A 25,454-nucleotide genomic window follows, 5' to 3' on the forward strand; every position below is an offset into this window, starting at 1 on the left:
CCCGCTCAACCGAGGTGGTTGTTGAAGAAGGTGGCCGTCCGCCCGTTGGCGAGCTTCGCGGCCTCCGCGTCGTAGTGAGCCCCGCCGACACGGGCAAACGCATGATCGTTGCCGACATAGTCGTGCAGCGTCACATGGGTATTTTTGTCGAGCGCCTCATGCACCTTCTTCTGGGCGTCCTTGGGAACGAATCCGTCCTCGGTTGCAATGTGCAGCATCAGCGGCACCGCGATGTTGCCCGCCTCGTCCAGCAGGGCGTCGAGACCCACGCCGTAATAGCCGACCGCCGCGTCGGTGTCCGTACGGGTCGCGGAGAGATAGGCGAGCTTTCCGCCGAGACAGTAACCTACCGTGCCGACCTTGCCCGTCGTCTCGTCCATGTTCCGGACGTGTGTGATGGTCGCTTGCACGTCGCGGATGCCGGCGTCGACATCGAAGGCCTGGAAATAGCCGAACGCCTGCTTCCACTCCTCCTCCGTCTGGTCGGTAATGTCGATGCCCGGCTGGATGCGCCAGAAGAGGTCGGGGCAGACGGCGACGAAGCCCTGGCGGGCGAGGCTGTCGCAGATATCGCGCATCACCTTGTTCACGCCGAAGATTTCCTGCATGACGACAATCGCCGGTGCGGGCGTGTTATCCGGATAGGCGGCGTAGGCCGAGAACTTGCCGTCGGGTGTATTGATCGTGAGCGTGCCGGTCTTCATGGTCATCCCCTCCCTGGGTTCGTGGTTTTCCAGCGTTGTGCGAAGTCTAGCCTGATCGCTTCCTCTTTCGAGACGGGTAGGCTGCACGAGGGGCCGATACAGATATAAACACCTGATTTTTCGACCTTATCGGCTGCGGGATGCGTCTCTGGCAGGGCTGTGCCAGGGCTTATTGCCTGGAGGGCGCGCGAGGGCGGTGCCGCACGATGCGCGGCGGCGAGCAGCTTCTCTGTGTCCGGGTCGTCCGGGTCGCCGATGACGGTTACCTGGGCAGGCCGTTCGATTGTCTCCCACGAGCAGAAGAGCGCGGTCAGCGGAAACACATTGCGATGAACGAGGGGTGCGAAGGTCGCGGCGATTTCCTCTGCCCGCTCGCGATAGAGGCTGTCGCCCGTCAGAAGGTGAAGCCGGGCAAGCGTTCCGGCAAGCATCCCGTTTCCGGACGGTGTCGAGGCATCCGAGCAGGACTTGGTGCGCACGATCAGCGCCTCGGCGTCGTCAGCCGTGAAGAAATAGGCGCCGCCATCGCCGTCGCGATAATGGGTGTCGAGGACATCCGCCCAATGGGTCGCCCAGTCGAGGTAGGCGCTGTCGGCGGTTGCTTCGTAGAGGGTCACGGCTGCCTCGATCATGAACGCATGGTCGTCGAGGGTCGCGGCATGTCGTGCCTGTCCCTGCCGGTAGCTGTGAAGCAGGCGGCCGTCCCTTGTCATGGCCTCGACGATGAAGGCAAAGGTCTCCTCGGCAAGCGCGATCCAATCCGGTTCATCCATCATCCGGCCCGCATCGGCGAGCGCGGCGATCATCAATCCGTTCCAGTCGGCAAGCACCTTGTCGTCGCGCCCCGGCCGGATGCGCCCTTCACGCACGGCATGCAAGGTTGCGCGCATGGCATCGAGGCGGGCTTCTTCTTCCGTGCTGGGCAGTTGGTCGCAGGAAAGCCGGTTGAGGATCGTCTTTCCTTCCCAGTTTCCGCCGGACGTGACGTCGAAGACGCGGGCGAAGAGGAGAAAGTCCTCCTCTCCCAGAACGCGCCGGATCTCTTCGGCGGTCCAGACGTAGAAACGGCCTTCCTCTCCCTCGGAATCCGCATCCAGGCTCGAAGCGAAACCGCCATCGGGTGCCATCATCTCGCGCCGGGTCCAGGCCACGATCTCCCGGCAGATGCGGCGGTAAAGGGGGCTCTCCGTCTCGGCCCAGGCATGGGCGTAGAGGCGCAGGAGCTGGGCGTTGTCATAGAGCATCTTCTCGAAGTGCGGCACGAGCCAACGAGCATCGACCGTATAGCGCGCAAAGCCGCCGCCAAGGTGGTCGCGGATACCGCCGAGCGCCATCTGGTCGAGGGTCAGGAGCACGCCGTCGCGCAAGGTGGCGTTTCCCGTACGCAATGCAGTGCGCCAGAAGAAATCGAAGAGCGACACCTGCGGGAACTTCGGCGCGCCGCCGATACCGCCGTTGTCCCGGTCGATATGGGTGCCAAGCCGTTCGGCGATCTCGTCGAGCAGGGGCAGCGAGAGGGACAGCGGCTCTCCCTCAATCTTGTTCATGGCTTGGAGCGCCTGGGCAAGGGCCTTGCGATTGTGGGTAATCTTTTCAGGCTCCGCATGGAAGACGCGGTGTACTTCGCGCAGGATCGTCGGGAATCCGGGCCGCCCGTAACGGGCTGTGGGCGGGAAGTAGGTACCCCCGAAGAAGGGCTCGCCGCCGGGGGTCAGGAACATGGTCAGCGGCCAGCCGCCATGCTCGCCCAACATCTGCAACGCCGCCTGGTAGATCGCGTCGATGTCGGGCCGCTCCTCGCGGTCGACCTTGATGTTCACGAACAGCTCGTTCATCACGCCGGCGATTTCGGGGTCCTCGAAGCTTTCGTGCGCCATGACGTGGCACCAATGGCAGGCGGCATAGCCGACCGACAGGAGAATGGGCTTGTCGTAGCGGCGCGCCTCGGCCAGCGCCTCCGGACCCCATGCCCGCCAGTGCACCGGATTGTCCGCGTGCTGGAGCAGGTAAGGGCTCGTTTCGTCGGCGAGCAGGTTCGCCTGGGGCAGGGCAGCGCTCATGCCTGTCTCCGTGTGTCCGCGGGATGGACTCGGGCTATTGGGGATCACATATGGACAGGGTAGGCTGTCGGGCGGCGGGCGTAAACCGCCGCGACAGCCTGTTTTTCCCGAGGAGAGGACGGCCGATGAAGGTCACCGTCGAAATGGACCTGACGCCAAAGGAAGCGCGCGAACTGCTGGGCTTGCCCGATCTGCAGCCCTTGCAGGACGCCATGGTTGCACGGATGCAGGAGAACATGGAGCAGGCCGCAGCAAGGCTGGATCCAGAGGATCTCGTGAAAGCCTGGATGCCGCTCGGACAACAGGGGCTGGAACAGCTGCAACGCTTTCTGTTCGGCGCAGCCGGAGCGGCTGCCGCCGGCCGCACAGGCGGCACCAGGAGCGGGGAAGGGTCATGACGGGCGGGCGTTCGGCTGGCGATCCGCAGCCCTATTTCGACAGGCACGTTTTCGTCTGTACCAACCGGCGGGCGGAGGGACATCCGCGCGGGTGTTGCGCCGAGAAGAAGTCGGAGCCACTGCGGGCCTATCTCAAGGCGCGTGTGGGAGAGGCCGAGGTGGGGCGGGTCCGGGTAAACGCATCCGGGTGCCTCGATCGGTGCGAACTGGGTCCCGTGCTCGTGATCTATCCGGAGGGCATCTGGTACACTTATCGGACCGCCGAGGATCTGGACGAGATCATCCAGACGCATCTTGTCGAGGGTGGCCGGGTCGCACGCCTGATGCTGAGTCCTGAAGACGGCCCCAAGCCGCCGCCGGCGGGCTGACAAGGTTCTCCTGATGAACGATCGGGATACGATTTTCGCCCTGTCAACCGCTGCGGGGCGGGCTGGGGTTGCCGTGATCCGTGTCTCGGGTCGGCGGGCACCCCTGGTCGCCGAGCGGCTTTGCGGACGCCGCCCCCAGGCGCGGCGCGCAGAGCGTGCGGTGTTGCGGCATCCGGGTACGGGCGAGGCGCTCGACGACGGTCTTGTCCTGCTGTTCCCCGCACCGCGGAGCTTTACCGGGGAAGATGTGCTGGAACTTCAGGTTCACGGAAGCCTGGCGGTGGTTGCTGTTCTTCTCGAAGTGCTGTCAGGCGAGAAGGACTGCCGGCCTGCAGAGCCGGGCGAGTTCACGCGGCGTGCCTTCCACAACGGGAAGCTCGACCTGACCCAGGTCGAAGGTCTGGCGGACCTGATCGACGCGACGACCGAGGCCCAGCGCCGGCAGGCTCGGCGCCAGGTCGATGGCGCCCTCGGTACGCTGTACGACGGTTGGCGGGAGCGCCTCGTGCGTGTAGCGGCGCACCTGGAGGTCATGATCGACTTTCCGGATGAGGATGTGCCGCAGGAGACCCGCGACCTGGTGGCGGGTCAGGTGCGGATGCTGCGGGACGAGTTACGCGCGCATCTGGACGACTCGCGGCGCGGAGAGCGCCTGCGCCACGGGGTGAGCGTAGTCATTCTCGGTGCGCCGAATGCTGGAAAATCGAGCTTGCTCAACCTGCTCGCCCAGCGGGAGGCAGCAATCGTCTCGGAGATTGCGGGCACGACGCGCGATGTCATCGAGGTGCACCTGGACCTCGGCGGCTATCCGGTTACGCTGGTCGACACCGCGGGGCTGCGGGAAACGGAAGATCGAATCGAGGCAGAGGGCGTGCGGCGAACGCGCGCCCGGGCAGCCGATGCGGATATCCGCCTTCTGGTTCGGGATGCCAGCATCCCGGGGATCCCCGACCTCGCGACTATGGCGGAAGAAACCTCGCCGGACCTCGTCGTCTACAACAAGATCGACCGGGAAGGGGTAGCGACGCCATTCCACGAGGAGGCGGTGAGAATTTCCTGCCGGACTGGCGCCGGGGTTGACACGTTGCTGGAACGGCTGGGGGCCTTGGTGCGGGCGCGCTTCGGTCTCACGGAAGCCCCTGTGCTGACCCGTGCCCGGCATCGCAGAGCGCTGGGGGATTGCGTGAGCGCCCTGGAGAGGTTCCTGGCCCGGGATCTCTCCGATGACGCGCCTGAGCTGGCGGCGGAAGAGATCCGGTTTGCGGTTGGCAGCCTTGGGCGCATAACCGGGCGGGTCGATGTTGAGGATCTGCTCGACGTGGTGTTCCGGGACTTCTGCATTGGGAAATGACGTTTCACGTGAAACATGCTAGGAGCCAGGCCGTTCGCGGGTCGAGCGAATGGCGGCGCGTTCGGACGGATGTTTCACGTGAAACACCGGCGTGGCGTAACTCGGAGCGAGTGGAATGAACAGCGAGATGAAGCGGTCGTTCGATGTCATCGTGATCGGCGGTGGACACGCGGGCTGCGAGGCAGCGGCGGCCGCGGCGCGGTGTGGCGCGCGCACGGCACTCGTCACGCACAAGCTCTCGACCATCGGCGAGATGTCCTGCAACCCGGCGATCGGCGGTCTTGGCAAGGGACACATCGTCCGGGAAATCGACGCGCTCGACGGGCTTATGGGCCGGGTCGCCGACAAGGCGGGGATTCAGTTTCGCCTGCTCAACCGGCGGAAGGGACCTGCAGTCCGGGGTCCGCGCGCGCAGAGTGACCGGGCCCTCTACCGCATGCACATGCAGGCGGCGCTGGCAGATATGCCGGGCCTGGCGCTGATCGAAGGCGCGGTGGAGGACCTCGAAGTCCGGGATTCGCGGGTGACCGGAATCGTCCTCGCCGACGGCCGGCGCTACGGGGCAGGGGCGATCGTCCTCACGACGGGAACGTTTCTCAATGGCCTGATCCACCTGGGCACAGAGCGTACCCCCGCGGGCCGGGTCGGGGATGCACCCGCGATCGGGTTGTCCGAGCGGCTGTATGCCCTGGGATTGCAGATGGGCCGGCTTAAGACCGGCACGCCGGCCCGGCTCGATGGACGCACGATTCGCTGGGATGTCCTCGAGATGCAGCCCGGGGACGAGCCGCCCGTTCCGTTCTCCTTCCTGACCGAGAAGATCGAAACACCGCAGATCGCGTGCGGGATAACCACGACGACGGCTGAAACGCACCGGATCATCCGCGAGAATCTGGCCGACGCGCCGCTTTATTCCGGGCAGATCAAGGGCGTCGGACCGCGCTATTGCCCATCCATCGAAGACAAGGTCGTCCGTTTTGCGGAGAAGGAAGGGCACCAGATCTTTCTTGAGCCGGAGGGGCTCGAGGACCACACCGTCTATCCAAACGGCATATCGACGTCTCTTTCGCGCGGGGTACAGGAAGCGTTTCTGCGGACGATCCCTGGTCTTGAGGATGTTCGGATCGTTCGGCACGGCTATGCGATCGAATACGACTACGTTGACCCGCGGGAGCTGTTGCCAACGCTGGAACTCAAACGGGTCGCAGGGCTCTACCTGGCGGGCCAGATCAATGGCACAACAGGTTATGAGGAAGCGGCAGGGCAGGGACTGCTTGCTGGCGCAAATGCCGCGGCGGCCGTTTCGGGTTCGGAACCGCTGATTCTTGACCGGGCGCAAGCCTATATCGGTGTCATGATCGACGACCTCGTCACGCGCGGTGTGAGCGAGCCCTATCGCATGTTTACCTCGCGGGCCGAGTACCGGCTGACGCTGCGCGCGGACAACGCCGACCAGCGTCTGACGCCCGTCGGCATCGCGCGCGGTCTTGTGGGGAGCGTGCGAGCAGACTCGTTCGCGCAGAAGCAGCAGCGCCTCGAAGATGCCCGATCGCTGGCAGCCGGACTCACGCTGACGCCGAGCGAGGCCCGAAACCGGGGACTGGAAGTGAACCAGGACGGTGTCCGGCGCAACCTCTTTGACCTTCTGGCCTATCCGGATATCAGCTGGAGTCGGATGGAAGGCATCTGGCCCGAGCTGACCGCAATCGCCAGGGATGCCCGGGAGCAGGTCGAGATCGATGCGCTCTACAAGGGTTATCTGGACCGGCAAGAGGCCGACATCATCTCCTTCAGGAAGGACGAACAGCTTCAGATTCCAGCCGATCTCGACTATGGCGGAGTGCATGGTCTGTCGACAGAGGTTCGGCACAAGCTGGCGGCTGCAAGACCGGTTACCCTGGGGCAGGCGGCCCGGGTCGACGGTGTGACACCCGCAGCATTGACAGCACTGCTGGCGCATGTGCGCAATGGCCGGCGAGCGCGAACCGCATGAGCTTTGCCCGGTGAGTCGCACGGTGCGGGGTCCCGAGGCAGCCGATACTGCAGAACGCGAAAGCGTGCTGGGCGGCCATCGTGTTTCACGTGAAACAGCCGAGGCGCTCGATATCCTCGTCGCAGCCCTTCAGAAGTGGCAGAGGGCGATCAATCTGGTCAGCCCCTCGACGCTTCCGCATGTGTGGTCGCGGCATGTCGCGGACTCCCTGCAGGTTGCCGAAGCTGTGCCGCTCGGCGCCCGTATAATCATCGACCTCGGTTCGGGCGGTGGTTTCCCCGGCCTCGTGATCGCCGCTGTGCTGAAGGGCAAACCGGACAGTCATGTCCACCTTGTGGAAAGCGACCAGCGCAAATGTGCCTTCCTGCGTCAGGTCGTCAGACGCGCCGATCTGCCTGCGACCGTTCATTCCACGCGGATCGAGACAGCCGACCTGCCCCCGCCCGACGTCATCACGGCGCGGGCACTCGCTCCGCTGCCGAAACTCCTGGCGCTTGCGGTCCCGCATGGCGGCCCTGCAACTCTTTATCTCTTTCCCAAAGGGCAAGATGTGGAAGTCGAATTGACCGAAGCCGCTAAATGTTGGACACTTTCGGTCGACGCGATCCCGTCCAGGACCGACCCGGATGGTGTGATCCTCAAGCTGAAGGATGTCGCCCGTGTCAGGCCAGATGTTGTCTGAATCCGCCGGCACGCGCCGGTGCCGCATCATTGCCGTCGCCAATCAGAAGGGAGGCGTCGGAAAGACCACGACTGCCATCAATCTCGGGACGGCATTGGCGGCGGTTGGCGAGCGTGTCCTGATCGTGGACCTCGACCCGCAAGGCAACGCCTCGACGGGCCTTGGTGTCGAGCGTCACGGCCGCGCGATCTCCTCCTATCATGTCCTGCTTGGCGAGGCGGGCGTTTCGGAGGCGGTTGTCGGCACGATCATCCCTAACCTCGGCCTGATCCCGTCGACACAGGATCTTTCGGGCGCGGAAATTGAACTGATCGAAGCCGAACGGCGCGCCTTCCGCCTGCGCGATGCGCTTCGCGGACGGCCGGGCGGCCCCCGCAAACGTCTCGACTACGATCATGTGCTGATCGATTGCCCACCATCGCTCAATCTGCTGACGATCAACGCCATGACCGCGGCAGATGCCGTTCTGGTGCCGCTGCAATGCGAGTTCTTCGCGCTCGAGGGCTTGAGCCAGTTGCTCGCCACGGTGCGAAAGGTTCGTGCCAATCTCAATCCCAGCCTGGATATCCAGGGCGTTGTGCTGACGATGTTCGATCAGCGCAACAACCTCTCGGGCCAGGTTGCGGCGGATGTGAAGAGCTTCCTGGGCGACAAGGTCTACGAAACGATCATTCCGCGAAACGTGCGGATTTCCGAGGCGCCGTCGCATGGGAAGCCTGCGCTTATCTACGATCACCGGTGTGTCGGAAGCCGAGCATACATGAGCCTGGCATCCGAGGTGATACGCCGGGAACGGGCGGCACTCGCGGCAGCCTGAGACGCGGGGTTGCGACTCGAAACGGTAGGGTGACAGGAGTGGCGATGACGGAAGAGGCAAAGCGCAAGGGGCTCGGACGGGGCTTGTCCTCCCTTCTGGGCGAAGATCTTGCGCAGGAGGAGGCTGGACGCAGCGACAGCGACGTCCGTACGGTACCCGTCGAGTTCATCGTGCCGAATCCGGAACAGCCGCGCCGCGACTTCGATGCCGACGAAATGGAGGCCCTCGCGGCATCGATCCGCGAAAAGGGCATCATCCAGCCGCTGATCGTGCGGCGCCTGCCCGACGATCCGTCGAGCTACCAGATCGTCGCCGGCGAGCGACGCTGGCGCGCCGCACAGATGGCGCAGCTCCACGCGGTGCCGGTGGTCGTCCGCGACCTTACCGATGCAGAGGTTCTCGAGCTCGCCATCATCGAGAATATCCAGCGGGCAGACCTCAATGCGGTCGAGGAGGCGGGCGGCTTCCAGCGCCTGATCGATCAGTTCGGCTACACCCAGGAAGGTCTTGCCCGCATCATGGGCAAGAGCCGTAGCCATATTGCCAACACGCTGCGTCTCCTGAGCCTGCCGGAGGGCGTGCAGACGATGCTGCGCGAAGGCCGCCTGAGTGCAGGGCATGCCCGCACGCTGGTTGGGCGTGCCGATGCCGAAGACCTGGCGGCAGCGATCGTGGAGAAGGGCCTCAGTGTCCGCGAGGCCGAGCAGCTCGTGAAATCCGATCGAGCCTCCGGCAGGGGGCCATCCGGCGGCAAGGGCGCCAAGGGACGCACGGGAAAGAATCCGGACACGGTCGCACTGGAAAACGACCTGACAGCCGCACTGGGGCTCAAGGTCACGATCCTGCACAAGGATAATGAGGAGCAGGGTGAAATCCGCTTCGGCTATCATTCCCTGGATCAGCTGGACGAGATCTGCCGCCGCTTGTGCGAGCCACCTTCCTTGCGAGATTGGTCGTAAAAACAAAGAATTAGAACAGTAGTGCCTGGCCCTACCTGCGGCCGGCAAGCCGCGCGAGCGCAATCACGGCCTGACCGACAATAGCGGCGTCGTTCGCGGCCTGTATGCGGCTCGCCCGCTCGGCAGCGAACAGCACCCGCTCGGCCTGGGACAGCCGTGTTTCGTCCCAGGTCCGCACCGTCTCTGCCATCGCGGCGGCACGATCCAGCGGCAAACGAAACATCCGCATGAGCGCCATCTTGTCGGGCGGGCCCTTGAGCGCACGCGCCTTGCGGACCTGGCGGACCTGGCCCCCGAGGAAGCGCAGGATCCCGCCGGGGGCGATGGCGTTCTCGAGACAGCGGTCGAGCAGGACAAGCGCCCGTTCGATCCGCCCCGCCAGCACGGCGTCCGCCAGATCGCCGATCCGCGTCTCCGGCGCATCGGCCAGAACCGCGCGAATGTCCTCGGCAGACACCGGCGTCCTGTCTTCCCCCTTGTAGAGGATGAGCGTCTCCAGCCGCGAGCGGGTGTCCGCCCGGTTGTCCCCAAGGCTGGACAGGAGAAGCGCCTGCGCCTCGGCACTTGCACCGAGCCCGGCCGCAGAGAGCATCTCGCGGACCACGTCGGCCAGATCGCGGGCCGAATCGGGGTAGCAGGCGATGGCCGCTGCGGACCCTGAGCCACTTGCGAGTTTCACCAGCTTCGAGGTCTTGTTGAGTCCGATCGCCTCGACGATCGTCAGCGCCTCGGCGCCGGGCGTCTCCAGGAGACCGGCAGCGGCGCCGGCGAGCCCGTCGCCGGCATCCCGCACATGGACCACCCGCCGCCCCCCGAACATCGGGATTGCCTGCGCCTCATCGAGCAGCCGGGCCGGATCGGCCTTGAGATCCTCGGGCGTCAGGCTGACAAGCTGGAAATCGTCGGCGGCCGTCCCGCAAACGGCACGGATGAGCCCCTGCGCCAGTTCGCGCGCGAGTCCCGATTCCTGCCCGTAAAGTACGACAAGTCGCACTGCGGCGGGCGGCGACCTTACGAAGTCGGTGCGTTTCTGCGGCGGTATGTCCATCGGAACCTCAAGGTAGGGCTGCGCATGGAGCGGTGGCTGGACGTACGGTTGCGGACGTCCGGAAGACCGGAGGTCTCAGCCCTGCCTGCCCTCGCCGGTCGCGAAGAACATGGACAGCCGCAAGCGAATGTCGGTCGCAACGTCGCGTGCGGCGCGCGCCTCCACGTCTCGCCGCGCGATCAGGGTCGCGAACTGCGAATCGACCACATTGTAGGCGGCGATACCTTCCGTGCGCCCTTCGGTCAGCGTCTTGCCGTCGTCGAGAGAAACGAGCTGATAGGTGGCGACAAGCCTGTAATTGTAGCGCGTGATCGTATCGTCGCGCTGAATGGCCAGACCCTCGGCGCTTTCCTGCAGGCCGATGCGAAGCTCCTGACGCGGCGCCTCTGCCCCGTCGATCCGCAACTCCCGGATCAGCGCGTTGCGCAGGGTAAAACCGACGCGGCCAGCGATCTCCGCCACGCGCACCGCCTTGAGTGCCGGCGCGGTCGCCTGGCTCACGCCGTAGAGCGGCTGGAAGCCGCACGCACCGAGCAGGCCAGATGCCGCCACGGCGAGGCCTGCCCGGCAAACCTGGCGCCGTGACAGTGGGAGGGCCATCTCAGGCCGCCACCACGAAATTGAGAATACGATTGGGCACCAGGACGACCTTCCGGATCTCCCCGTCGGCCAGCACGCGAGAGACGGCGTCGATCTGACGGGCGGCGCTTTCGACCGTGTCGCGGTCTGCATCCTTCGGGACCGAGACCTCGCCGCGCCGCTTGCCGTTCACCTGGATCGCGATCACGACGGAATCGTCGCGTGTCAGCATCGGGTCTGCTTCGGGCCAGGGCATCTCCGCGGCGAGCGTGTCATGGCCGATGGCATGCCAGGCTTCCTCCGCCAGGTGCGGCATCATCGGCGCCATGAGACGGATCAGGATCTCGCACGCCTCCCGCCGGGCCGCACCGGACGCGGTGTCCGTCGCCTTGAAGGCAGACAGCGTGTTCGTGAGTTCATAGATGCGCGCGACCGCACGGTTGAAGCGGAAGCTCTCGATATCCTCCGTGACGGCGAGAATGGCCTTGTGGGCCGCGCGACGCAGGTCCACGGCGGCTGCAGGAAGATCTGCCGGGATATCGGCGCCGGCGGGCGGAAGGGTGTCGCGCGCCTCGTCCAGCGTGCGCCAGATCCGCTGGGTGAAGCGCCAAGCTCCCTCGACACCCGCGGCGGTCCACTCGATATCGCGCTCCGGCGGTGTGTCGGACAGCATGAACCAGCGGGCCGTGTCCGCGCCATAGGCGGCGATGATCGCCTCCGGATCGACCGTGTTGCGCTTCGACTTCGACATCTTGATGGCGGGGCCGGTCTCAACCGGCGCACCCGTTGCCCTGGCCACGGGCTGTCCGTCGCGGACTTCGACCTCGCCGGGTTCCAGCCAGCTGCCATCCGCCGCACGGTAGGTCTCGTGACAGACCATGCCCTGCGTGAAGAGACCCGCGAACGGCTCGTCCAGGCTCACATGGCCGGTGTCGCGCATCGCCCGGGTGAAGAAGCGCGAATAGAGGAGGTGGAGAACCGCATGCTCGATCCCGCCGATGTACTGGTCGACGGGCAGCCAGTAGTCCACCGCATCCCGATCCGTGGGCGCTTCGGCGTGGGGCGAGCAGAAGCGCGCGAAATACCACGAGGAATCGACGAAGGTATCGAAGGTGTCCGTCTCGCGCCGCGCAGGCTTGCCGCAGGACGGGCAATCGACGTACTTCCAGGCCGGGTGATGGTCCAGCGGGTTGCCCGCAACGTCGAAGGCGACGTCACGCGGAAGCTCGACGGGAAGCTGGTCGCGCGGGACAGGCACGATGCCGCAGGATGCGCAGTGAACGATGGGGATCGGGCAGCCCCAGTAGCGCTGCCGGCTGACGCCCCAGTCGCGCAGGCGGAAATTCGTGGTGCGCTGGCCGCGTCCCATCTCCTCCACCCGCGACATGGCCGCGTCCTTCGCCTCCTCCACGGTCATGCCGTCGAAGGGGCCGGAGTTGATCATGCGGCCGGGCCCGGTGAACACCTCCGCCCGCCGGTCATACTCCCGGACATACCGGTCGAGATCGCCGTCCAGCGCTTCCGTCGGCGCGACCACGGGAATGATGTCGAGGCCATACTTGAGCGCGAAGTCGAAGTCGCGCTGGTCGTGCCCCGGGCAGCCGAAGATCGCGCCCGTGCCGTACTCCATGAGGATGAAGTTGGCGACATAGACGGGCACCGTCTTGCCCTCGATGAACGGATGCTTGGCGCGCAGCGGTAGTTGCCAGCCGCGCTTCTCAGCCTTCTCGAGCACCTCTTCCGACGTGCCCATGCGGTTGCACTCCGCCAGGAAGTCCTTGAGGCCCGGATCGGTCTGCGCGTGGGCGAGCGCGAGGGGATGCTCCGGCGACACGGCACAAAAGCTCATGCCGTAGAGCGTGTCGGGCCGGGTGGTGTACACCTCCAGCGCGCCGGCGGAAGCCCCGCCCGCGTCGAGCAGGTCGAAGCTCATCCGCAGGCCGAACGACCGGCCGATCCAGTTCTCCTGCATCAGGCGGACCTTGTCGGGCCAGCGGTCGAGCCCGTCTAGCGCACCCAGCAGGCTCTCGACCTTGTCGGTGATGCGGAAGACCCACTGCGCGAGCTTGCGCTTCTCCACGAGCGCGCCCGAGCGCCAGCCGCGCCCTTCGATCACCTGCTCGTTGGCGAGCACGGTCTGGTCGACGGGATCCCAGTTCACCGTCGATTCGCGGCGGTCGACGAGGCCCGCGGCCAGCATGTCGAGGAAGAGCGCCTGCTGGTGACGGTAATAGGAGGGGTCGCAGGTCGCGAACTCCCGGTCCCAATCGATCGAGAGGCCCATCGACTTGAGCTGCTCCCGCATCGTCTCGATGTTCTTGTAGGTCCAGTCGGCCGGATGCACGCCCCGCTCCCGCGCCGCGTTCTCCGCCGGCAGGCCGAAGGCGTCCCACCCCATCGGGTGCAGGACGTTGAACCCGCGCGCCCGCTTGTAGCGCGCCACCACGTCGCCCATCGTGTAGTTGCGCACATGCCCCATGTGGATGCGGCCCGACGGGTAGGGGAACATCTCCAGCGCATAGAACTTCGGCCGCGACCGGTCTTCGGAAGCGCGGAACACGCCCGCCTCTTCCCACGCGCGCTGCCACCTGGGTTCCGCTGTCTTGGCGTCGTAGCGGGTCGTCATGACGTGAGGTCGGTCCTTCAAGCGATACGGGGAACGGGGCAGCAGACGCCGCTGCCCGGATACGGAAACGGGAGCGCCGGCGCCGGTCCGTCAGCCCACGTCGTCGAGCCGAAGCTGGCGCGCGCGCGTCAAGATCGTGTCCTCCAGACGCTTTGTCGCGGCGTCGCTGACGGGCGCATTCACCCACTCGCCGCTTTCGTTGCGCACCTGGCGGAACAGCGCGACGCGCAGGCCGTCCGCCCGCAGGCGCCGGTCGAGGATGAAGACATTGGCCTTCATCCGCTCGTTCTGCGCCTCCGGCGCGGCGTACCAGTCGGTGATGATGACGCCGCCGAAGGGGTCGGCGCTCGCCAGCGGCATGAAGCTGAGCGTGTCGAGGGAGGCGCGCCAGAGATAGGCGTTGACCGCGATGCCCGTGCCGGCCGGCGCCTGCTCCTCGTCGCCGCCGAAGATGTTGATGCCGTCGCGGCCGAACACCTTGTCCTCGCGCGCGCGGTCGTTCGTGCTGTAGGGGACCGGGCCCTTCAGCGGATCCTTGTAGGGGTACACCCGCTCCGATTCTCCGCACGCGGCGAGCGAGAGCGACAGGAGGACGACCGGCAAGGCGCCGCGAATCATGCGGGAAGTGCCGCACGGCCGGTTCTTGCTGCCACGGTCCGGCCTCTGCAATGGGAAGGTCACGCTCACGGGCTCTATCGCCTCCGTCGATCTGGGAAGGCCATCCGGATGCCCCGAAAAGATGGCCGCAACAAGCCGTTTTTATAGAGACTCCGCAGCGTCCCGACAACTGCGCGCGGGGCCGGTCTCTTAACGATGTCTTGCCGCCCCCTGTGTCACTTGTGCAACAGCGCGCGGTTTCTGCAACGACAGCAGGGCGGCAGTGTTGACCGTGCGGCCACTGATTTGGCTATGGTTGCGCTGCCGATAAGGGGGGTCGTGCGCACCCGCCATGGGCATAAAAGTCAACTTGCGGAACGTGCGAGGGAATGATGAAAAAGGTTCTTTATGGAACGACGGCGCTCGTCGCGGCCTCTCTGGCCGGAACGGGCATTGCCGCTGCGAAGCTCGACGTGTCGGTCGGCGGTTACTACCAGGCGGTGTTCGTCGCCGGTGACCACGACGATGCGGCCGGCGGTACCGAGTACCGGACGACCCAGGTCAAGCAGGAAGGTGAAATTCACTTCAATGCGAAGACCACGCTGGACAACGGCCTGACGGTCGGCATGCAGGTGCAGCTCGAGGCCTACACCACGGGCGACCAGATCGACGAGCACTACGTCTACCTCGACGGCGGCTGGGGCCGCGTGCTGATCGGCGCCGAGAACTCGGCTCCGTACCTGATGCACTACGGTGCGCAGTCGGTCGTTCCGGGCCACGGCGTCGACACGCCGAACTTCCGTCACCACCCGATCCGCGGCGCCAACTCGTCGACGACCTACCTCGTGTCGACGTCGGACGCCAACAAGATCACGTACTTCACGCCGCGCTTCGGTGGCTTCCAGCTCGGTGTGTCCTACACGCCGGACGCAGCGGGCACGTCTGGTACGTCTGACTCCTACACGGTCCTGACGGCTGACGACGGCCTGGAAGACGTGTTCGAGGTCGGCGCGAACTACGTGCAGGACTTCGGCGGCTTCAACGTCGCGCTGTCCGGCGGCTTCATGTCGGGCGACAACAACGGCACGGCGGCGGGCGAGTCCGGCTGGTCGGCCGGTGCGCGCGTCGGCGTTGCGGGCTTCACGGCCGGCGTTGCCTACCGCGACCTGGAGCGGACCTCCACCAACGACGAGACGACGCTGTCGGCCAGCCTCTGGTACGGCACGGGTCCGTGGGCCGTCGGCCTGGCCTACCTGACGTCCGAGTACGACACGGGTGCGGGCGACGACGAGTACGATGCCTACGAACTGGGCCTGTCCTACAAGCTCGGCGCCGGCGTGACGGCGGGCTTCGCCCTCCAGCACTACAAGTCGGAAACGGCTGCTGGCGTGGACGGCGACTCCACCGTGGGTGCGCTGGTTCTCGGCCTGTCGTTCTAAGCCACACCGGCTTGAACAGCATTGGGGGAGCGGACCTTCGGGTCCGCTCCTTTCCTTTTGTGTCCGATGACCTGCTGGCGGCAGCGGGTGCCGGCGCGCGGACTTGACGGCGCCTGCCGGTCCCGATACCCGACAACAGGGCGCAAATGCCCATGCGGGTTGAGCGCCTTGTTCAAGGGGAGCGGTACATGGGCGGGATCATCTGGCTGGCGTCCTATCCGAAGTCCGGAAACACGTGGACGCGCGCCTTCCTGCACAATCTTCTGACGAACCCGGCGCAGCCCGTGGACGTCAACGAACTCGACAAGTTCACGCTCGGCGAGAGTGCGCGCAGCTGGTACGAGCGGCATGCGACGAAACCACTCGAATCGATGACACTCGACGAGATCGTGGCGCTGCGCGCGCAGGTGCACCGCGATTTCACGCGGGTGTCGCCCGATTCGGTGTTCGTGAAGACCCACAATTTCCTGGGAGAGCGCGGCGGCCACCCCATCCACAACATGGAAGTGACCGCGGGCGCCATCTACATCGTGCGCAATCCGCTCGATGTCGTGATCTCCATGACCCATCACTTCGGGCTCTCGGTCGACGATGCGATCGCCATGATGAACAATCCGCTCGCCGATACCGACCTGACGGAACGGCACGTGCCCCAGCTGCTCAACACCTGGTCGGTGCATGTCACGAGCTGGGCGCGGGAGGAACGGCCCGGCCTGCACATCATGCGCTACGAGGACATGCTGGAGAAGCCGGTCAAGACGTTCGGCAAGCTCGCCCGCTTCCTGGGCCTCGACCCGCCGAAGGAGCGGCTGCAGAAGGCGATCCGCTACTCCTCCTTCCGCGTGCTGAAGGAGCAGGAGAAAGCCAAGGGCTTCAAGGAGCGAAGCGCAACCGCCAAGGCCTTCTTCCGGGAAGGCACCCGCGACCAGTGGCGAAAGCTGCTCACGCCCGCGCAGATCGAGCGGATCGTCGCGGACCACGGGGAGCAGATGGCGCGCTTCGGCTATGTCCCGAAGGTCATTCCGAAGCAGGGTGCGGCCTGACGGAGGCCGGGCGGGCGGCAAAACCGATCCCCGCCCAGCCGATCACGCCCGGCATATGCGCGAGACGCCGCCAGTTCCGCGGCGTGACACCGCCGAGTGCCAGAACCGGGCAGGGATATACGCGGGCGAGCGCGCCGAGACGCAAGGGGCCGAGTGCAGGCGCGCCCAGATGGCTCTGCGTCGGAAAGACCGGCGAGAGCAGTACGGCATCGGCGCCGATCCTGCGGGCCGCTGCCATTGCCCGAGGCCCGTGGGCGGCCATCGTGACGAGCCTCAGCCCGCGAAGGGCATGACGGGGGAGCGATCGGGCCATACCCTCCGGAAGATGGACACCGTCCGCCCCGCAGGCCCGTGCAAGCGCCGGATCGCCCGCCACCAGCACCCGGAGGCCGTGGCCGTGCGCCTCGGCGACGAGTGCGCGCACCCGGCGCTCGCGGCCGGGCATACCGTAGGAGCGTTCGATCACCAGCGTACCGGGCGGGAGGGCCGGGAGGTAGGGCCGCGCATCGGGCAGGCGGACCGGGTCGGTCATGAGCGCACGGACGCTCGCCGCCGCTGCACCGCCTTTACCGGGGCGGGACCTGCTTGCTAGCGTGCCTGCCCTGTCACCCGTCATACCGGTAGCCCTGCACATGACAACGCCCGACACGCCCTCTGCCGACACGCCCTCTGCCGACACGCCCGAAGCCCGCCTCGCCGACATTCGCGGCCGCATCGCCGCCGCCGCGCGGGAGGCCGGGCGCGATCCTGCGGAGGTGACGCTCGTCGCCGTCTCCAAGACCCACGGGCCAGACCGCATCGCTCCCCTGATCGCCGCGGGCCAGCGCACCTTCGGCGAGAACCGCGTGCAGGAAGCCGCCGCGAAGTGGCCGGACCTCAAGGCCGCGCATCCGGACATCGAACTGCACCTGATCGGACCGCTTCAGACGAACAAGGTCAAGGACGCGCTTGCACTCTTCGACGTGATCGAGACGCTGGACCGGCCGAAGCTCGCCTTCGCGCTGGCCGACGCGATAACGAGGGCCGGGATCCGGCAGCCGCGCTTGTTCGTGCAGGTGAACACGGGCGAGGAGCCGCAGAAGGCCGGGATTGCGCCCGGCGATCTCGGTGCGTTCCTTAAGACGGTGCGTGAGGAAGCGGGCCTCGCCGTGGACGGCCTGATGTGCATTCCGCCCGTCGAGGAGGAACCCGCACTGCATTTCGGCCTGCTTGCCAATCTCGCGCGCGATCATGGGCTGAAGGTGCTCAGCATGGGGATGAGCGGGGACTACGAGGTAGCGGTTCGCCTGGGCGCGACCCATGTCCGCGTCGGAACCGCCCTGTTCGGCGCGCGCGAGGCCTACCGGTAGGGCCTTGGCCCGGCGGTCTGTCAGGCCGCGAGGCTGTCGCCGCGCAACAGTTTCGGCAGGTCGCCCACGTCGCCGCCCGCATGACGCATGAAGAAACGGCGCAAGGGCGCGGCCTGGCCGGCCGCCCACAGGCCCACGTCGCGCACCAGGCGCACCGGCCCGATGTCGTTGGAAAAGAGCCGGTTGAGCACATCCGTCACGGCCGCCAGGCTGACCGTGTCGAAGCGCCGCCACTGGGCATACCGCTCCAGCGTGTCGAAGGCGCCCGGATCGAGGCCGAGGCCCCGCGCCTGCGCCATCACCTCCGCCAGCGCCGCGACGTCGCGCAGACCGAGGTTGAGGCCCTGGCCGGCAATCGGGTGGATGCCGTGCGCCGCGTCCCCGACGAGGGCCACCCGCTCCGCGATCATGTCGGTCGCGATCTGCAGCGACAGCGGGTAGGACCAACGCGGTCCGACCGGTTCTACCGCCCCAAGATAGTCGCCGAAGCGTGCCCGCAGTTCCGCCGCGAAGTCCTCCGCATCGAGCGCGAGCAGCGCGTCTGCAAGCTCCGTCCGCTCCGTCCAGACGAGCGAGGCCCGGTTGCCGGTCATCGGCAGGATGGCAAAGGGACCCGACGGCAGGAAGAACTCCTGCGCGACGCCGTGATGCGGCTTCTCATGCGCAACGGTCGTGACGATGCCGGTCTGGCGGTAGGACCAGCCGATGGTGCGGATCCCCGCCATGGCGCGCAAGGCCGACTGCCGCCCCTCGCACACCGCAAGCAGGCGGGCATGCACCTGGCGGCCGTCCGCCAGCGTGCCCGTCACGCCGTCGGGCGTCGCGCTGTAGCCGGTCACCCGGCCGGGCGCGATCAGGGTGATCGCGGACACATCCCGCGCCGCGGCGAAAAGGGCAAGCCGGATATGCCGGTTCTCGACCAGGTGGCCGAGCGGCTCCTCCCCGATCTCGCGATGGTCGAAGTGGAGGAAGAGGGGGGAAGCCCCGCCCCGCACCGTCCCGTCCGTCACCACGATGTCGTTGATCGGCTGGGCATGGTGCGCCATGTGCGGCCACACGCCGAGCGCCCGGTACATCCGGCAGACGGCATAGGCCAGCGCCGAGACCCGCCCGTCGAAGCCCGCGTCCGTCACCGTCTCGGGCGCCAGTGCGTCGACAACCGTGCTGCTGAGGCCCCCTTGCGCCAGCGCCAGAGCAAGGGAAAGACCGGCCATACCGCCGCCTGCGATCAGCACGTCCGTTTCGGTGGAAGCAGGCTTGCGCGGCATGGTGTGCCCGTTGGATTGCCTTGACTGTCTTTGCTGGCATAGCGTGAGACGAACACGGGAACAAGCGACGGAGCGACGCATGGAGGGGGTGGTGAGGGAGAGGTCGGCGCGCGAACTGGGCGCAGCGATCGCCGCAGGCCGGGTCGATGCCCGCGAACTGACCGCGGCGCTGCTCGACCATATCGCGGCCGTCGATGGCGACCGCGCCGTCTATCTCGTGCGGACCGAGGAGCGCGCGATGCGCGAGGCCGCCGCCGCCCACGACCGTGCCCGTCGGGGCATGACCGCCTCGCCGCTCGACGGCGTACCGGTGTCCTGGAAGGACCTCTACGACACCGCGGGCATCCCCACGTCGCACGGGTCCGCGCTGTTGCGCGACCGGGTGCCGGAGCACGACTGCCCGCTCGTCGCCCGCGGTGTCCGCGCCGGCTGGGTCATGCCCGGCAAGACCAACCAGTCGGAATTCGCCTTTTCCGGCCTCGGCCTCAACCCGACCTTCGGTACGCCCGCGAACCCGTACTCGGGCTCCGAGCCGCTGGCGCCGGGGGGCTCGTCGTCCGGTGCCGCCGTCTCGGTGGCGGCGGGACTCGCGGCGGTCGCCATGGGATCGGACACCGGTGGCTCGGTGCGCGTGCCGGCCGCGTGGTGTGGCGTGACCGGCCTCAAGACCACCTGGAACACGCTGCCGATGGAGGGGGTCCTGCCGCTTGCACCGTCGCTGGACACTGCGGGCCCGCTTGCCCGCGACGTGGCCGACGCGGCGGTCGCCTGGGCGACGCTCGCCCGCAGGCCGGCCCCCGACCTGACGGGCGCCTCCATGAAAGGCGTGCGCCTGCTCGTCCCCCGTACCCTCGTCTGGGACGATTGCGAACTGGGCATCGACCGGGTTGTGCGCGAGGCGCTGGACCGGCTTGCGAAAGCCGGGGCGACGCTGGTGGAGGCCGACGTCCCGGAGTTTGCCGAGGCCGACCGGATCATCGCGCGCGGGCCCTACCTGCCGAGTGCGGAGGGGTATGCCGTCTGGGGAGATCTGGTGGAATCCGCGCCCGAGCGGGTGTTCTCCCAGATCGTCGAGCGGTTCCGGTTGGGCGCGAAGGCCTCGCCCATCGACCTCGCCAGGCTCGTGCTGGAGGGGCGCCGCCTGCAGGCGACCTATGTTGCGCGGACGGCAGGGTTCGACGCTGCGGTCATGCCGACGGTGCCGATCTCCGCCCCGCCGGTGGCGCGCCTGCTGAAGGACGAGGCCTTTTATGTCGAGCGCAATCTCAAGGCGCTGTCCAATACGCGCTATGGGAACTACCTGGGCCTCTCCGGCCTGACCGTGCCGTGCGGCACCGACGAGGCGGGCGTGCCGGTGGGCCTGATGCTGCTCGGGGCGCCGCACGCCGAGGCGCGGCTGCTGCGTCTGGGTGCAGGGGTGGAGCGCGCCTTGGGTGCATGATACGGTCTGCATAAAATTTAGGCGATAGCGGGGCGGCCATCGAGTGCCGCCTCTTTTTTATGCAAATTGAGTGTTCCATCGGGCCAGCGCGGAATCGAGACTCGAAAAACTCTATATAATTCAATCGAGTGGAAGGTTTCTGAAAAGTGGCACGCTTCTTGACTCTCTGAGGACGGGTGACGGGTATCCGCAGCAATCTGCGGGCATCACCGGGGGCAGATGCCCTGCCAGGCCGTCCATGAGGGCGGCTTCGTCCAGGAGGCTCGAGAGGGAATCCGATGAAACTCGTGATGGCTATCATCAAGCCGTTCAAGCTCTCCGAGATCCACGAGGCGCTGACCGCCCTCGGGATCCAGGGTCTGACGGTGACCGAAGTGAAGGGGTATGGCCGGCAGAAGGGTCATACCGAGATCTACCGGGGTGCGGAATACGCGGTCAGCTTCCTGCCCAAGCTGAAGATCGAGGTCGTCTGCGGTTCCGACATGGTCGACCGCGTGATCGAGACGATCGCCCAGACCGCCAAGACCGGGCAGATCGGCGACGGAAAGATCTTCGTCCTGCCGGTCGAGCAGGTCATGCGCATCCGCACCGGCGAAACCGACGCCGAAGCGCTCTGACGTTTTCAGGAGTTCACCCCATGAAAAAGTTCACCCGACTTGCCGGTCTGACCGCGCTCGGCGTCCTTGCGCCCGCGGCGGCCTACGCCCAGGACGCGGGCGTCTCGCAGGAGACCGCCTACATCTTCAACACGCTGCTGTTCCTCATCGGCGGCTTCCTGGTCATGTGGATGGCCGCCGGCTTCGCCATGCTGGAGGCGGGTCTCGTCCGCTCCAAGAACGTGGCCATGCAGTGCACGAAGAACATCGCGCTCTTCTCCATTGCCGGTCTCATGTACTTCCTCATCGGCTACAACCTGATGTATCCGGGCGATGGCTGGAGCATCGCGGGCTGGCTGGGTGCCTTCGGGCTGACCTCGCTGCCGCAGCCGGCTCCCGACGCAACCATGGAGGACATCACCTACGCCTCCGTCGGTTCTGATTTCTTCTTCCAGCTGATGTTCTGCGCGACGACTGCGTCGATCGTGTCGGGCACGCTGGCCGAGCGCATCAAGCTGTGGCCGTTCCTGATCTTCACGATCGTTCTGACCGGCCTGATCTACCCGATCCAGGGCTCCTGGAAGTGGGGCGCGGGCTGGCTCGACGAGGCGGGCTTCGCCGATTTCGCCGGCTCGACCATCGTGCACTCGGTCGGCGGCTGGGCCGCGCTGGCCGGTGCGATCCTGCTCGGCGCGCGTCACGGCAAGTACGACAAGGAAGGCCGCGTCAACCCGATGCCGGGCTCCTCGCTGCCGCTCGCCACGCTCGGCACGTTCATCCTTTGGCTGGGCTGGTTCGGCTTCAACGGCGGTTCGCAGCTCGCCATGGGTTCGCTCGCCGACGCGTCGGACGTGAGCCGCATCTTCGCCAACACCAACATCGCCGCCGCGGCGGGTGCGGTTGCGGCGCTGATCATGACGCAGATCATGTTCGGCAAGATCGACCTCACCATGGTGCTGAACGGTGCGCTGGCGGGCCTCGTCTCGATCACGGCCGAACCGCTCACGCCCTCGCTGTTCATGTCGATGATCATCGGCGGCATCGGCGGCGTCCTGGTGGTCGTGACGGTTCCGATGCTCGACAAGCTGAAGATCGACGACGTGGTCGGCGCTATCCCGGTCCACCTGATCTGCGGCATCTGGGGCACGCTGGCGGTTCCGCTGACGAACTCGGACGCGAGCTTCGGCGCGCAGATCACGGGCATCGTCGCCATCGGTGTCTTTGTCCTGGTCGTGAGCTTCGTGCTCTGGGCGATCCTGAAGGCCACCATGGGCATCCGCGCCTCCGACGAGGCCGAGCGCATGGGTCTCGACCGTGCCGAGCTGGGCATGGAGGCCTATCCGGAGTTCGGCAAGGGCTCCCAGATCGCCTGATCGTTCCCGGCCGGTCCCGTCCGTCTCCATCGCGTTCCGGAGGCGGGCGGGCCCCGCGCACCTGGCCCGGGCAGTACGCTGCCCGGGCCTTTTCTTTGGCCGGACTTATCCCCGCGCGCCGCCGCGGGGTTATATGTTTTGGAACCTCGCCGCACGCGCGGGTACCATCGCACCCACCGAATCGGTTGAAGAGAGCTTGGACGGAGCATGGCTCGGACACGGCGCATGAGCGACAGCGGGCGGCGCGGCGCGCGCACGGACGAAGGACTGCGCGCCTTCCTGCGCCGCCGGGCAGGGGAGGGGGCTGGCCTCCTGATGATCCTGCTCGCGGTTTTCATCGCCCTGGCGCTTGCGAGCTACGACCCCGCCGACCCCTCTCCGACACACGCCGCACCCGGCCCCGTCTCGAACCTTGCCGGGACGTCGGGTGCCTATGTGGCCGACCTGCTCCTTCAGACGCTCGGTCTCGGGGCACTGGCCGTCGCCCTGAGCCTCGTGGTGTGGGGCGTCCGGCTCCTGACCCACGTCCGCGCCAGGTACGAGGCAGTGCGCGTTGCCGCCTGGCCGCTGGGTGTGCTTGGGCTTGCAGCCGCCTTCGCCTTCCTGCCGGCACCGGATGCATGGCCGATCCGCACCGGGCTCGGCGGCCATCTCGGGGCGCTGATTGCCCACGCGCTCGATACGGGCCTGTCCGGATGGGTGGCGGCGCTGCCGCTGGCGCTGATCCGGGCGGGGGTGGCCCTGGCTGCGGCTGCGGTCCTTCTGCTGACGCTCGGCCTGCAACCGGTCGCGATCGCCCGCCGCCTTTGGACTGTGGGACGCGGTGGCTGGCGCTCGCTTCGGGGCGCGGGAGATTTGGCCGCGGACGCTTCCGCACGTCTGGGCGAGGCCGCACGTGCCGCGCGCCGGTTCCTCCCGCGCCGCAGCCGGGAGGACGACGATGCCCCGCGCCCGCGCCGCCCGCGCGAGCCGGTGCTCGGCCCGGCGCATGGAGCTGACGCTTTCGGCGCGGACGGCGACGATGCCTATGCCGCTGCGCCTCTCGCGCGGACGGAAGGCAGGTCCCCCCGCGAAGCGGGTCGCGATATCGGCCGCGATGCTGGCCGCGAGAAGGAAAAGCCCGCCCGCAAGGCGCGCAAGGCCGTCGGCGGCGGAGAGCAGCGGCTGCTCGCGCTCGATGGCGGCTCGCCCTATGCGCTGCCCTCGCTCAATTTTCTGGCGGCGCCGGGGGCGGTGGAGATGGATCCCGCCCTGTCTCCCGCCGCCCTGCAGGAGAATTCGCGTCTTCTCGAGGGCGTGCTGGACGACTTCGGCGTGAAGGGCGACATCATCGGTGCCAAGCCCGGGCCCGTCGTCACCCTGTACGAGCTGGAGCCCGCGCCGGGGTTGAAATCCTCCCGCGTGATCAATCTCGCTGACGACATCGCCCGCTCGATGAGCGCCATCTCCGCCCGCGTCGCGGTCATTCCCGGGCGCAACGCCATCGGCGTGGAGCTTCCCAACCGCCGCCGCCAGACCGTCTACCTGCGGGAGCTTCTGGCCTCGCGGGAGTACGAACAGGCACCCTTCAAGCTTGCGCTGGCACTCGGCAAGACCATCGGCGGCGAGTCGGTCATCGCGGACCTTGCCCGCATGCCGCATCTTCTCGTCGCGGGCACCACGGGCTCGGGCAAGTCGGTCGCGATCAACACCATGGTGCTGTCGCTCCTCTACCGGCTGCCGCCCGATCAGGTGAAGCTGATCATGATCGACCCGAAGATGCTGGAACTGTCGGTCTACGACGGCATCCCCCATCTTCTGGCACCGGTGGTGACCGATCCCAAGAAGGCGGTCGTGGCGCTGAAGTGGGTCGTCCGCGAGATGGAGGACCGCTACCGCAAGATGTCGAAGCTCGGCGTCCGCAACATCGCCGGCTACAACCAGCGCATGGGGGAGCTGGAGGCGCGCGGCGAGACGCTGACCCGCGAGATCCAGACCGGCTTCGATCCCGACACGGGCCGCCCGACCTACGAGGAGGAAGAGATCGCGCCCGAGAAGATGCCCTTCATCGTCGTCATCGTGGACGAGATGGCGGACCTGATGATGGTCGCGGGCAAGGATGTCGAGGGATCGATCCAGCGGCTGGCCCAGATGGCGCGCGCGGCCGGCATCCACCTCGTCATGGCCACGCAGCGCCCGTCGGTCGACGTCATCACCGGCACGATCAAGGCGAACTTCCCGACCCGCATTTCCTTCCAGGTGACATCGAAGATCGACAGCCGCACCATCCTCGGCGAGCAGGGGGCCGAACAGCTTCTGGGCCAGGGCGACATGCTCTACATGGAGGGCGGGGGCCGGATCCGCCGCGTCCACGGGCCCTTTGTCTCCGACACGGAGGTCGAGGAGGTGGTGGCCTGGCTGAAGGCGCAGGGCTCGCCCGACTATCTCGACGCCGTGACCGAGGACGAGGAAGACATGGGCGGCGGCGGTGCTGCGGGCGGCTTCGACGACGGCGACGGGGGCAGCAGCGGCAACGATCCGCTGTTCGACCAGGCCGTCGCCATCGTGGCGGCCGAGCGCAAGGCCTCGACCAGCTATCTGCAGCGCCGTCTCCAGATCGGCTACAACCGCGCCGCCCGGATCGTGGAGGAGATGGAGGAGCAGGGCATCATCGGCCGGCCCAACCATGTGGGGCGCAGGGAGATCCTCGTCCGCGACCCGAACGAGGATTAGGTCCGCTCCGGCTCAGGGCACGGGAGCGGGCCGGTGGCCTCGCGCAGGCGA

The 25,454-nt window shown here is 67.0% G+C and carries 22 protein-coding genes and 1 pseudogene; 14 read left to right on the top strand and 9 right to left on the bottom strand.

Annotated features, from left to right (window positions below; genetic code table 11):
- Positions 1–5: 5 nt before the first annotated feature.
- From NJQ99_RS08805 to NJQ99_RS16385, 3 genes and pseudogenes are all read right to left on the bottom strand, one after another.
- The gene (locus NJQ99_RS08805) at positions 6–710 is read right to left on the bottom strand and encodes a dienelactone hydrolase family protein (protein WP_269332459.1); all 705 of its coding nucleotides are present in this window, start codon (positions 708–710) and stop codon (positions 6–8) included.
- A complete protein-coding gene (locus NJQ99_RS16380) occupies positions 707–2,038 on the bottom strand; it encodes a thioredoxin domain-containing protein (protein ID WP_407933367.1) in 1,332 nt (443 codons plus the stop codon). The genes NJQ99_RS08805 and NJQ99_RS16380 overlap by 4 nt, the downstream gene beginning before the upstream one ends.
- A 228-nt stretch (positions 2,039–2,266) precedes the next feature.
- Positions 2,267–2,764, bottom strand: a pseudogene (locus tag NJQ99_RS16385) (thioredoxin domain-containing protein); the annotation flags it as partial.
- Positions 2,765–2,889: 125 nt separating this feature from the next.
- Here NJQ99_RS16385 and NJQ99_RS08815 point away from each other — a divergent pair.
- The 7 genes from NJQ99_RS08815 to NJQ99_RS08845 all read left to right on the top strand — a co-directional run bounded on the left by NJQ99_RS08815 (position 2,890) and on the right by NJQ99_RS08845 (position 9,332).
- A complete protein-coding gene (locus NJQ99_RS08815; protein ID WP_269332461.1) occupies positions 2,890–3,162 on the top strand; it encodes a DUF6489 family protein in 273 nt (90 codons plus the stop codon).
- Complete coding sequence (locus NJQ99_RS08820; protein ID WP_269332462.1) at positions 3,159–3,530, top strand: (2Fe-2S) ferredoxin domain-containing protein; 372 nt, start codon at positions 3,159–3,161, stop codon at positions 3,528–3,530. Before NJQ99_RS08815 ends, NJQ99_RS08820 begins: the two co-directional genes overlap by 4 nt.
- Before the next feature lie 13 nt (positions 3,531–3,543).
- Positions 3,544–4,881: a tRNA uridine-5-carboxymethylaminomethyl(34) synthesis GTPase MnmE gene (gene mnmE / locus NJQ99_RS08825; RefSeq protein ID WP_269332463.1), complete on the top strand. Its 1,338-nt coding sequence runs from the start codon at positions 3,544–3,546 to the stop codon at positions 4,879–4,881.
- A gap of 127 nt (positions 4,882–5,008) precedes the next feature.
- Positions 5,009–6,874, top strand: a complete 1,866-nt coding sequence (gene mnmG / locus NJQ99_RS08830; protein ID WP_269333206.1) for a tRNA uridine-5-carboxymethylaminomethyl(34) synthesis enzyme MnmG — start codon at positions 5,009–5,011, stop codon at positions 6,872–6,874.
- A complete protein-coding gene (gene rsmG, locus NJQ99_RS08835) occupies positions 6,849–7,556 on the top strand; it encodes a 16S rRNA (guanine(527)-N(7))-methyltransferase RsmG (protein ID WP_269332464.1) in 708 nt (235 codons plus the stop codon). Before mnmG ends, rsmG begins: the two co-directional genes overlap by 26 nt.
- A complete protein-coding gene (locus NJQ99_RS08840; protein WP_269333207.1) occupies positions 7,546–8,373 on the top strand; it encodes a ParA family protein in 828 nt (275 codons plus the stop codon). The genes rsmG and NJQ99_RS08840 overlap by 11 nt, the downstream gene beginning before the upstream one ends.
- Before the next feature lie 44 nt (positions 8,374–8,417).
- Entirely contained in the window at positions 8,418–9,332 is a 915-nt protein-coding gene (locus NJQ99_RS08845; protein ID WP_269332465.1) for a ParB/RepB/Spo0J family partition protein, read from the top strand.
- Positions 9,333–9,363: 31 nt separating this feature from the next.
- Here NJQ99_RS08845 and holA read toward each other — a convergent pair whose 3' ends face one another.
- The 4 genes from holA to NJQ99_RS08865 all read right to left on the bottom strand — a co-directional run bounded on the left by holA (position 9,364) and on the right by NJQ99_RS08865 (position 14,203).
- Complete coding sequence (gene holA / locus NJQ99_RS08850; protein WP_269332466.1) at positions 9,364–10,326, bottom strand: DNA polymerase III subunit delta; 963 nt, start codon at positions 10,324–10,326, stop codon at positions 9,364–9,366.
- A 129-nt stretch (positions 10,327–10,455) separates the two neighbouring features.
- Positions 10,456–10,932, bottom strand: coding sequence for an LPS assembly lipoprotein LptE (gene lptE / locus NJQ99_RS08855; RefSeq protein ID WP_269332467.1), 477 nt, complete (start codon positions 10,930–10,932; stop codon positions 10,456–10,458).
- A 49-nt stretch (positions 10,933–10,981) separates the two neighbouring features.
- Positions 10,982–13,585 (bottom strand): leucine--tRNA ligase, encoded by a 2,604-nt coding sequence (leuS, locus tag NJQ99_RS08860; RefSeq protein ID WP_269332468.1) that lies wholly within the window; start codon positions 13,583–13,585, stop codon positions 10,982–10,984.
- A gap of 90 nt (positions 13,586–13,675) precedes the next feature.
- Positions 13,676–14,203: a DUF3576 domain-containing protein gene (locus NJQ99_RS08865; RefSeq protein WP_269332469.1), complete on the bottom strand. Its 528-nt coding sequence runs from the start codon at positions 14,201–14,203 to the stop codon at positions 13,676–13,678.
- 368 nt (positions 14,204–14,571) lie between these two features.
- Here NJQ99_RS08865 and NJQ99_RS08870 point away from each other — a divergent pair, with 368 nt between their 5' ends.
- The gene (locus NJQ99_RS08870; RefSeq protein ID WP_269332470.1) at positions 14,572–15,621 is read left to right on the top strand and encodes a porin; all 1,050 of its coding nucleotides are present in this window, start codon (positions 14,572–14,574) and stop codon (positions 15,619–15,621) included.
- Positions 15,622–15,809: 188 nt separating this feature from the next.
- Positions 15,810–16,664, top strand: coding sequence for a sulfotransferase domain-containing protein (locus NJQ99_RS08875; RefSeq protein ID WP_269332471.1), 855 nt, complete (start codon positions 15,810–15,812; stop codon positions 16,662–16,664).
- Here the strand turns inward: NJQ99_RS08875 and NJQ99_RS08880 are convergent.
- Positions 16,639–17,196, bottom strand: a complete 558-nt coding sequence (locus tag NJQ99_RS08880; RefSeq protein ID WP_269332472.1) for a thiamine phosphate synthase — start codon at positions 17,194–17,196, stop codon at positions 16,639–16,641. The genes NJQ99_RS08875 and NJQ99_RS08880 overlap by 26 nt on opposite strands.
- 100 nt (positions 17,197–17,296) lie before the next feature.
- Here NJQ99_RS08880 and NJQ99_RS08885 point away from each other — a divergent pair, with 100 nt between their 5' ends.
- On the top strand, positions 17,297–18,013 hold the full coding sequence (locus NJQ99_RS08885; RefSeq protein WP_269332473.1) for a YggS family pyridoxal phosphate-dependent enzyme: 717 nt from the start codon (positions 17,297–17,299) through the stop codon (positions 18,011–18,013).
- 20 nt (positions 18,014–18,033) lie between these two features.
- On the opposite strand, the gene NJQ99_RS08890 is transcribed toward NJQ99_RS08885, so the two are convergent.
- Positions 18,034–19,281 (bottom strand): FAD-dependent monooxygenase, encoded by a 1,248-nt coding sequence (locus tag NJQ99_RS08890; RefSeq protein WP_269332474.1) that lies wholly within the window; start codon positions 19,279–19,281, stop codon positions 18,034–18,036.
- A gap of 91 nt (positions 19,282–19,372) precedes the next feature.
- Here NJQ99_RS08890 and NJQ99_RS08895 point away from each other — a divergent pair, with 91 nt between their 5' ends.
- The 4 genes from NJQ99_RS08895 (at position 19,373) to NJQ99_RS08910 (ending at position 25,403) form a co-directional block, all read left to right on the top strand.
- Complete coding sequence (locus NJQ99_RS08895) at positions 19,373–20,722, top strand: amidase (RefSeq protein ID WP_269332475.1); 1,350 nt, start codon at positions 19,373–19,375, stop codon at positions 20,720–20,722.
- A 278-nt stretch (positions 20,723–21,000) separates the two neighbouring features.
- On the top strand, positions 21,001–21,339 hold the full coding sequence (locus NJQ99_RS08900) for a P-II family nitrogen regulator (RefSeq protein ID WP_269332476.1): 339 nt from the start codon (positions 21,001–21,003) through the stop codon (positions 21,337–21,339).
- A gap of 20 nt (positions 21,340–21,359) precedes the next feature.
- Entirely contained in the window at positions 21,360–22,691 is a 1,332-nt protein-coding gene (locus NJQ99_RS08905; RefSeq protein WP_269332477.1) for an ammonium transporter, read from the top strand.
- 207 nt (positions 22,692–22,898) lie between these two features.
- On the top strand, positions 22,899–25,403 hold the full coding sequence (locus NJQ99_RS08910; protein WP_269332478.1) for a DNA translocase FtsK: 2,505 nt from the start codon (positions 22,899–22,901) through the stop codon (positions 25,401–25,403).
- Positions 25,404–25,454: the final 51 nt, after the last annotated feature.

The sequence above is a fragment of the Futiania mangrovi genome (assembly GCF_024158125.1).
Classification (GTDB): Bacteria; Pseudomonadota; Alphaproteobacteria; order Futianiales; family Futianiaceae; genus Futiania; species Futiania mangrovi.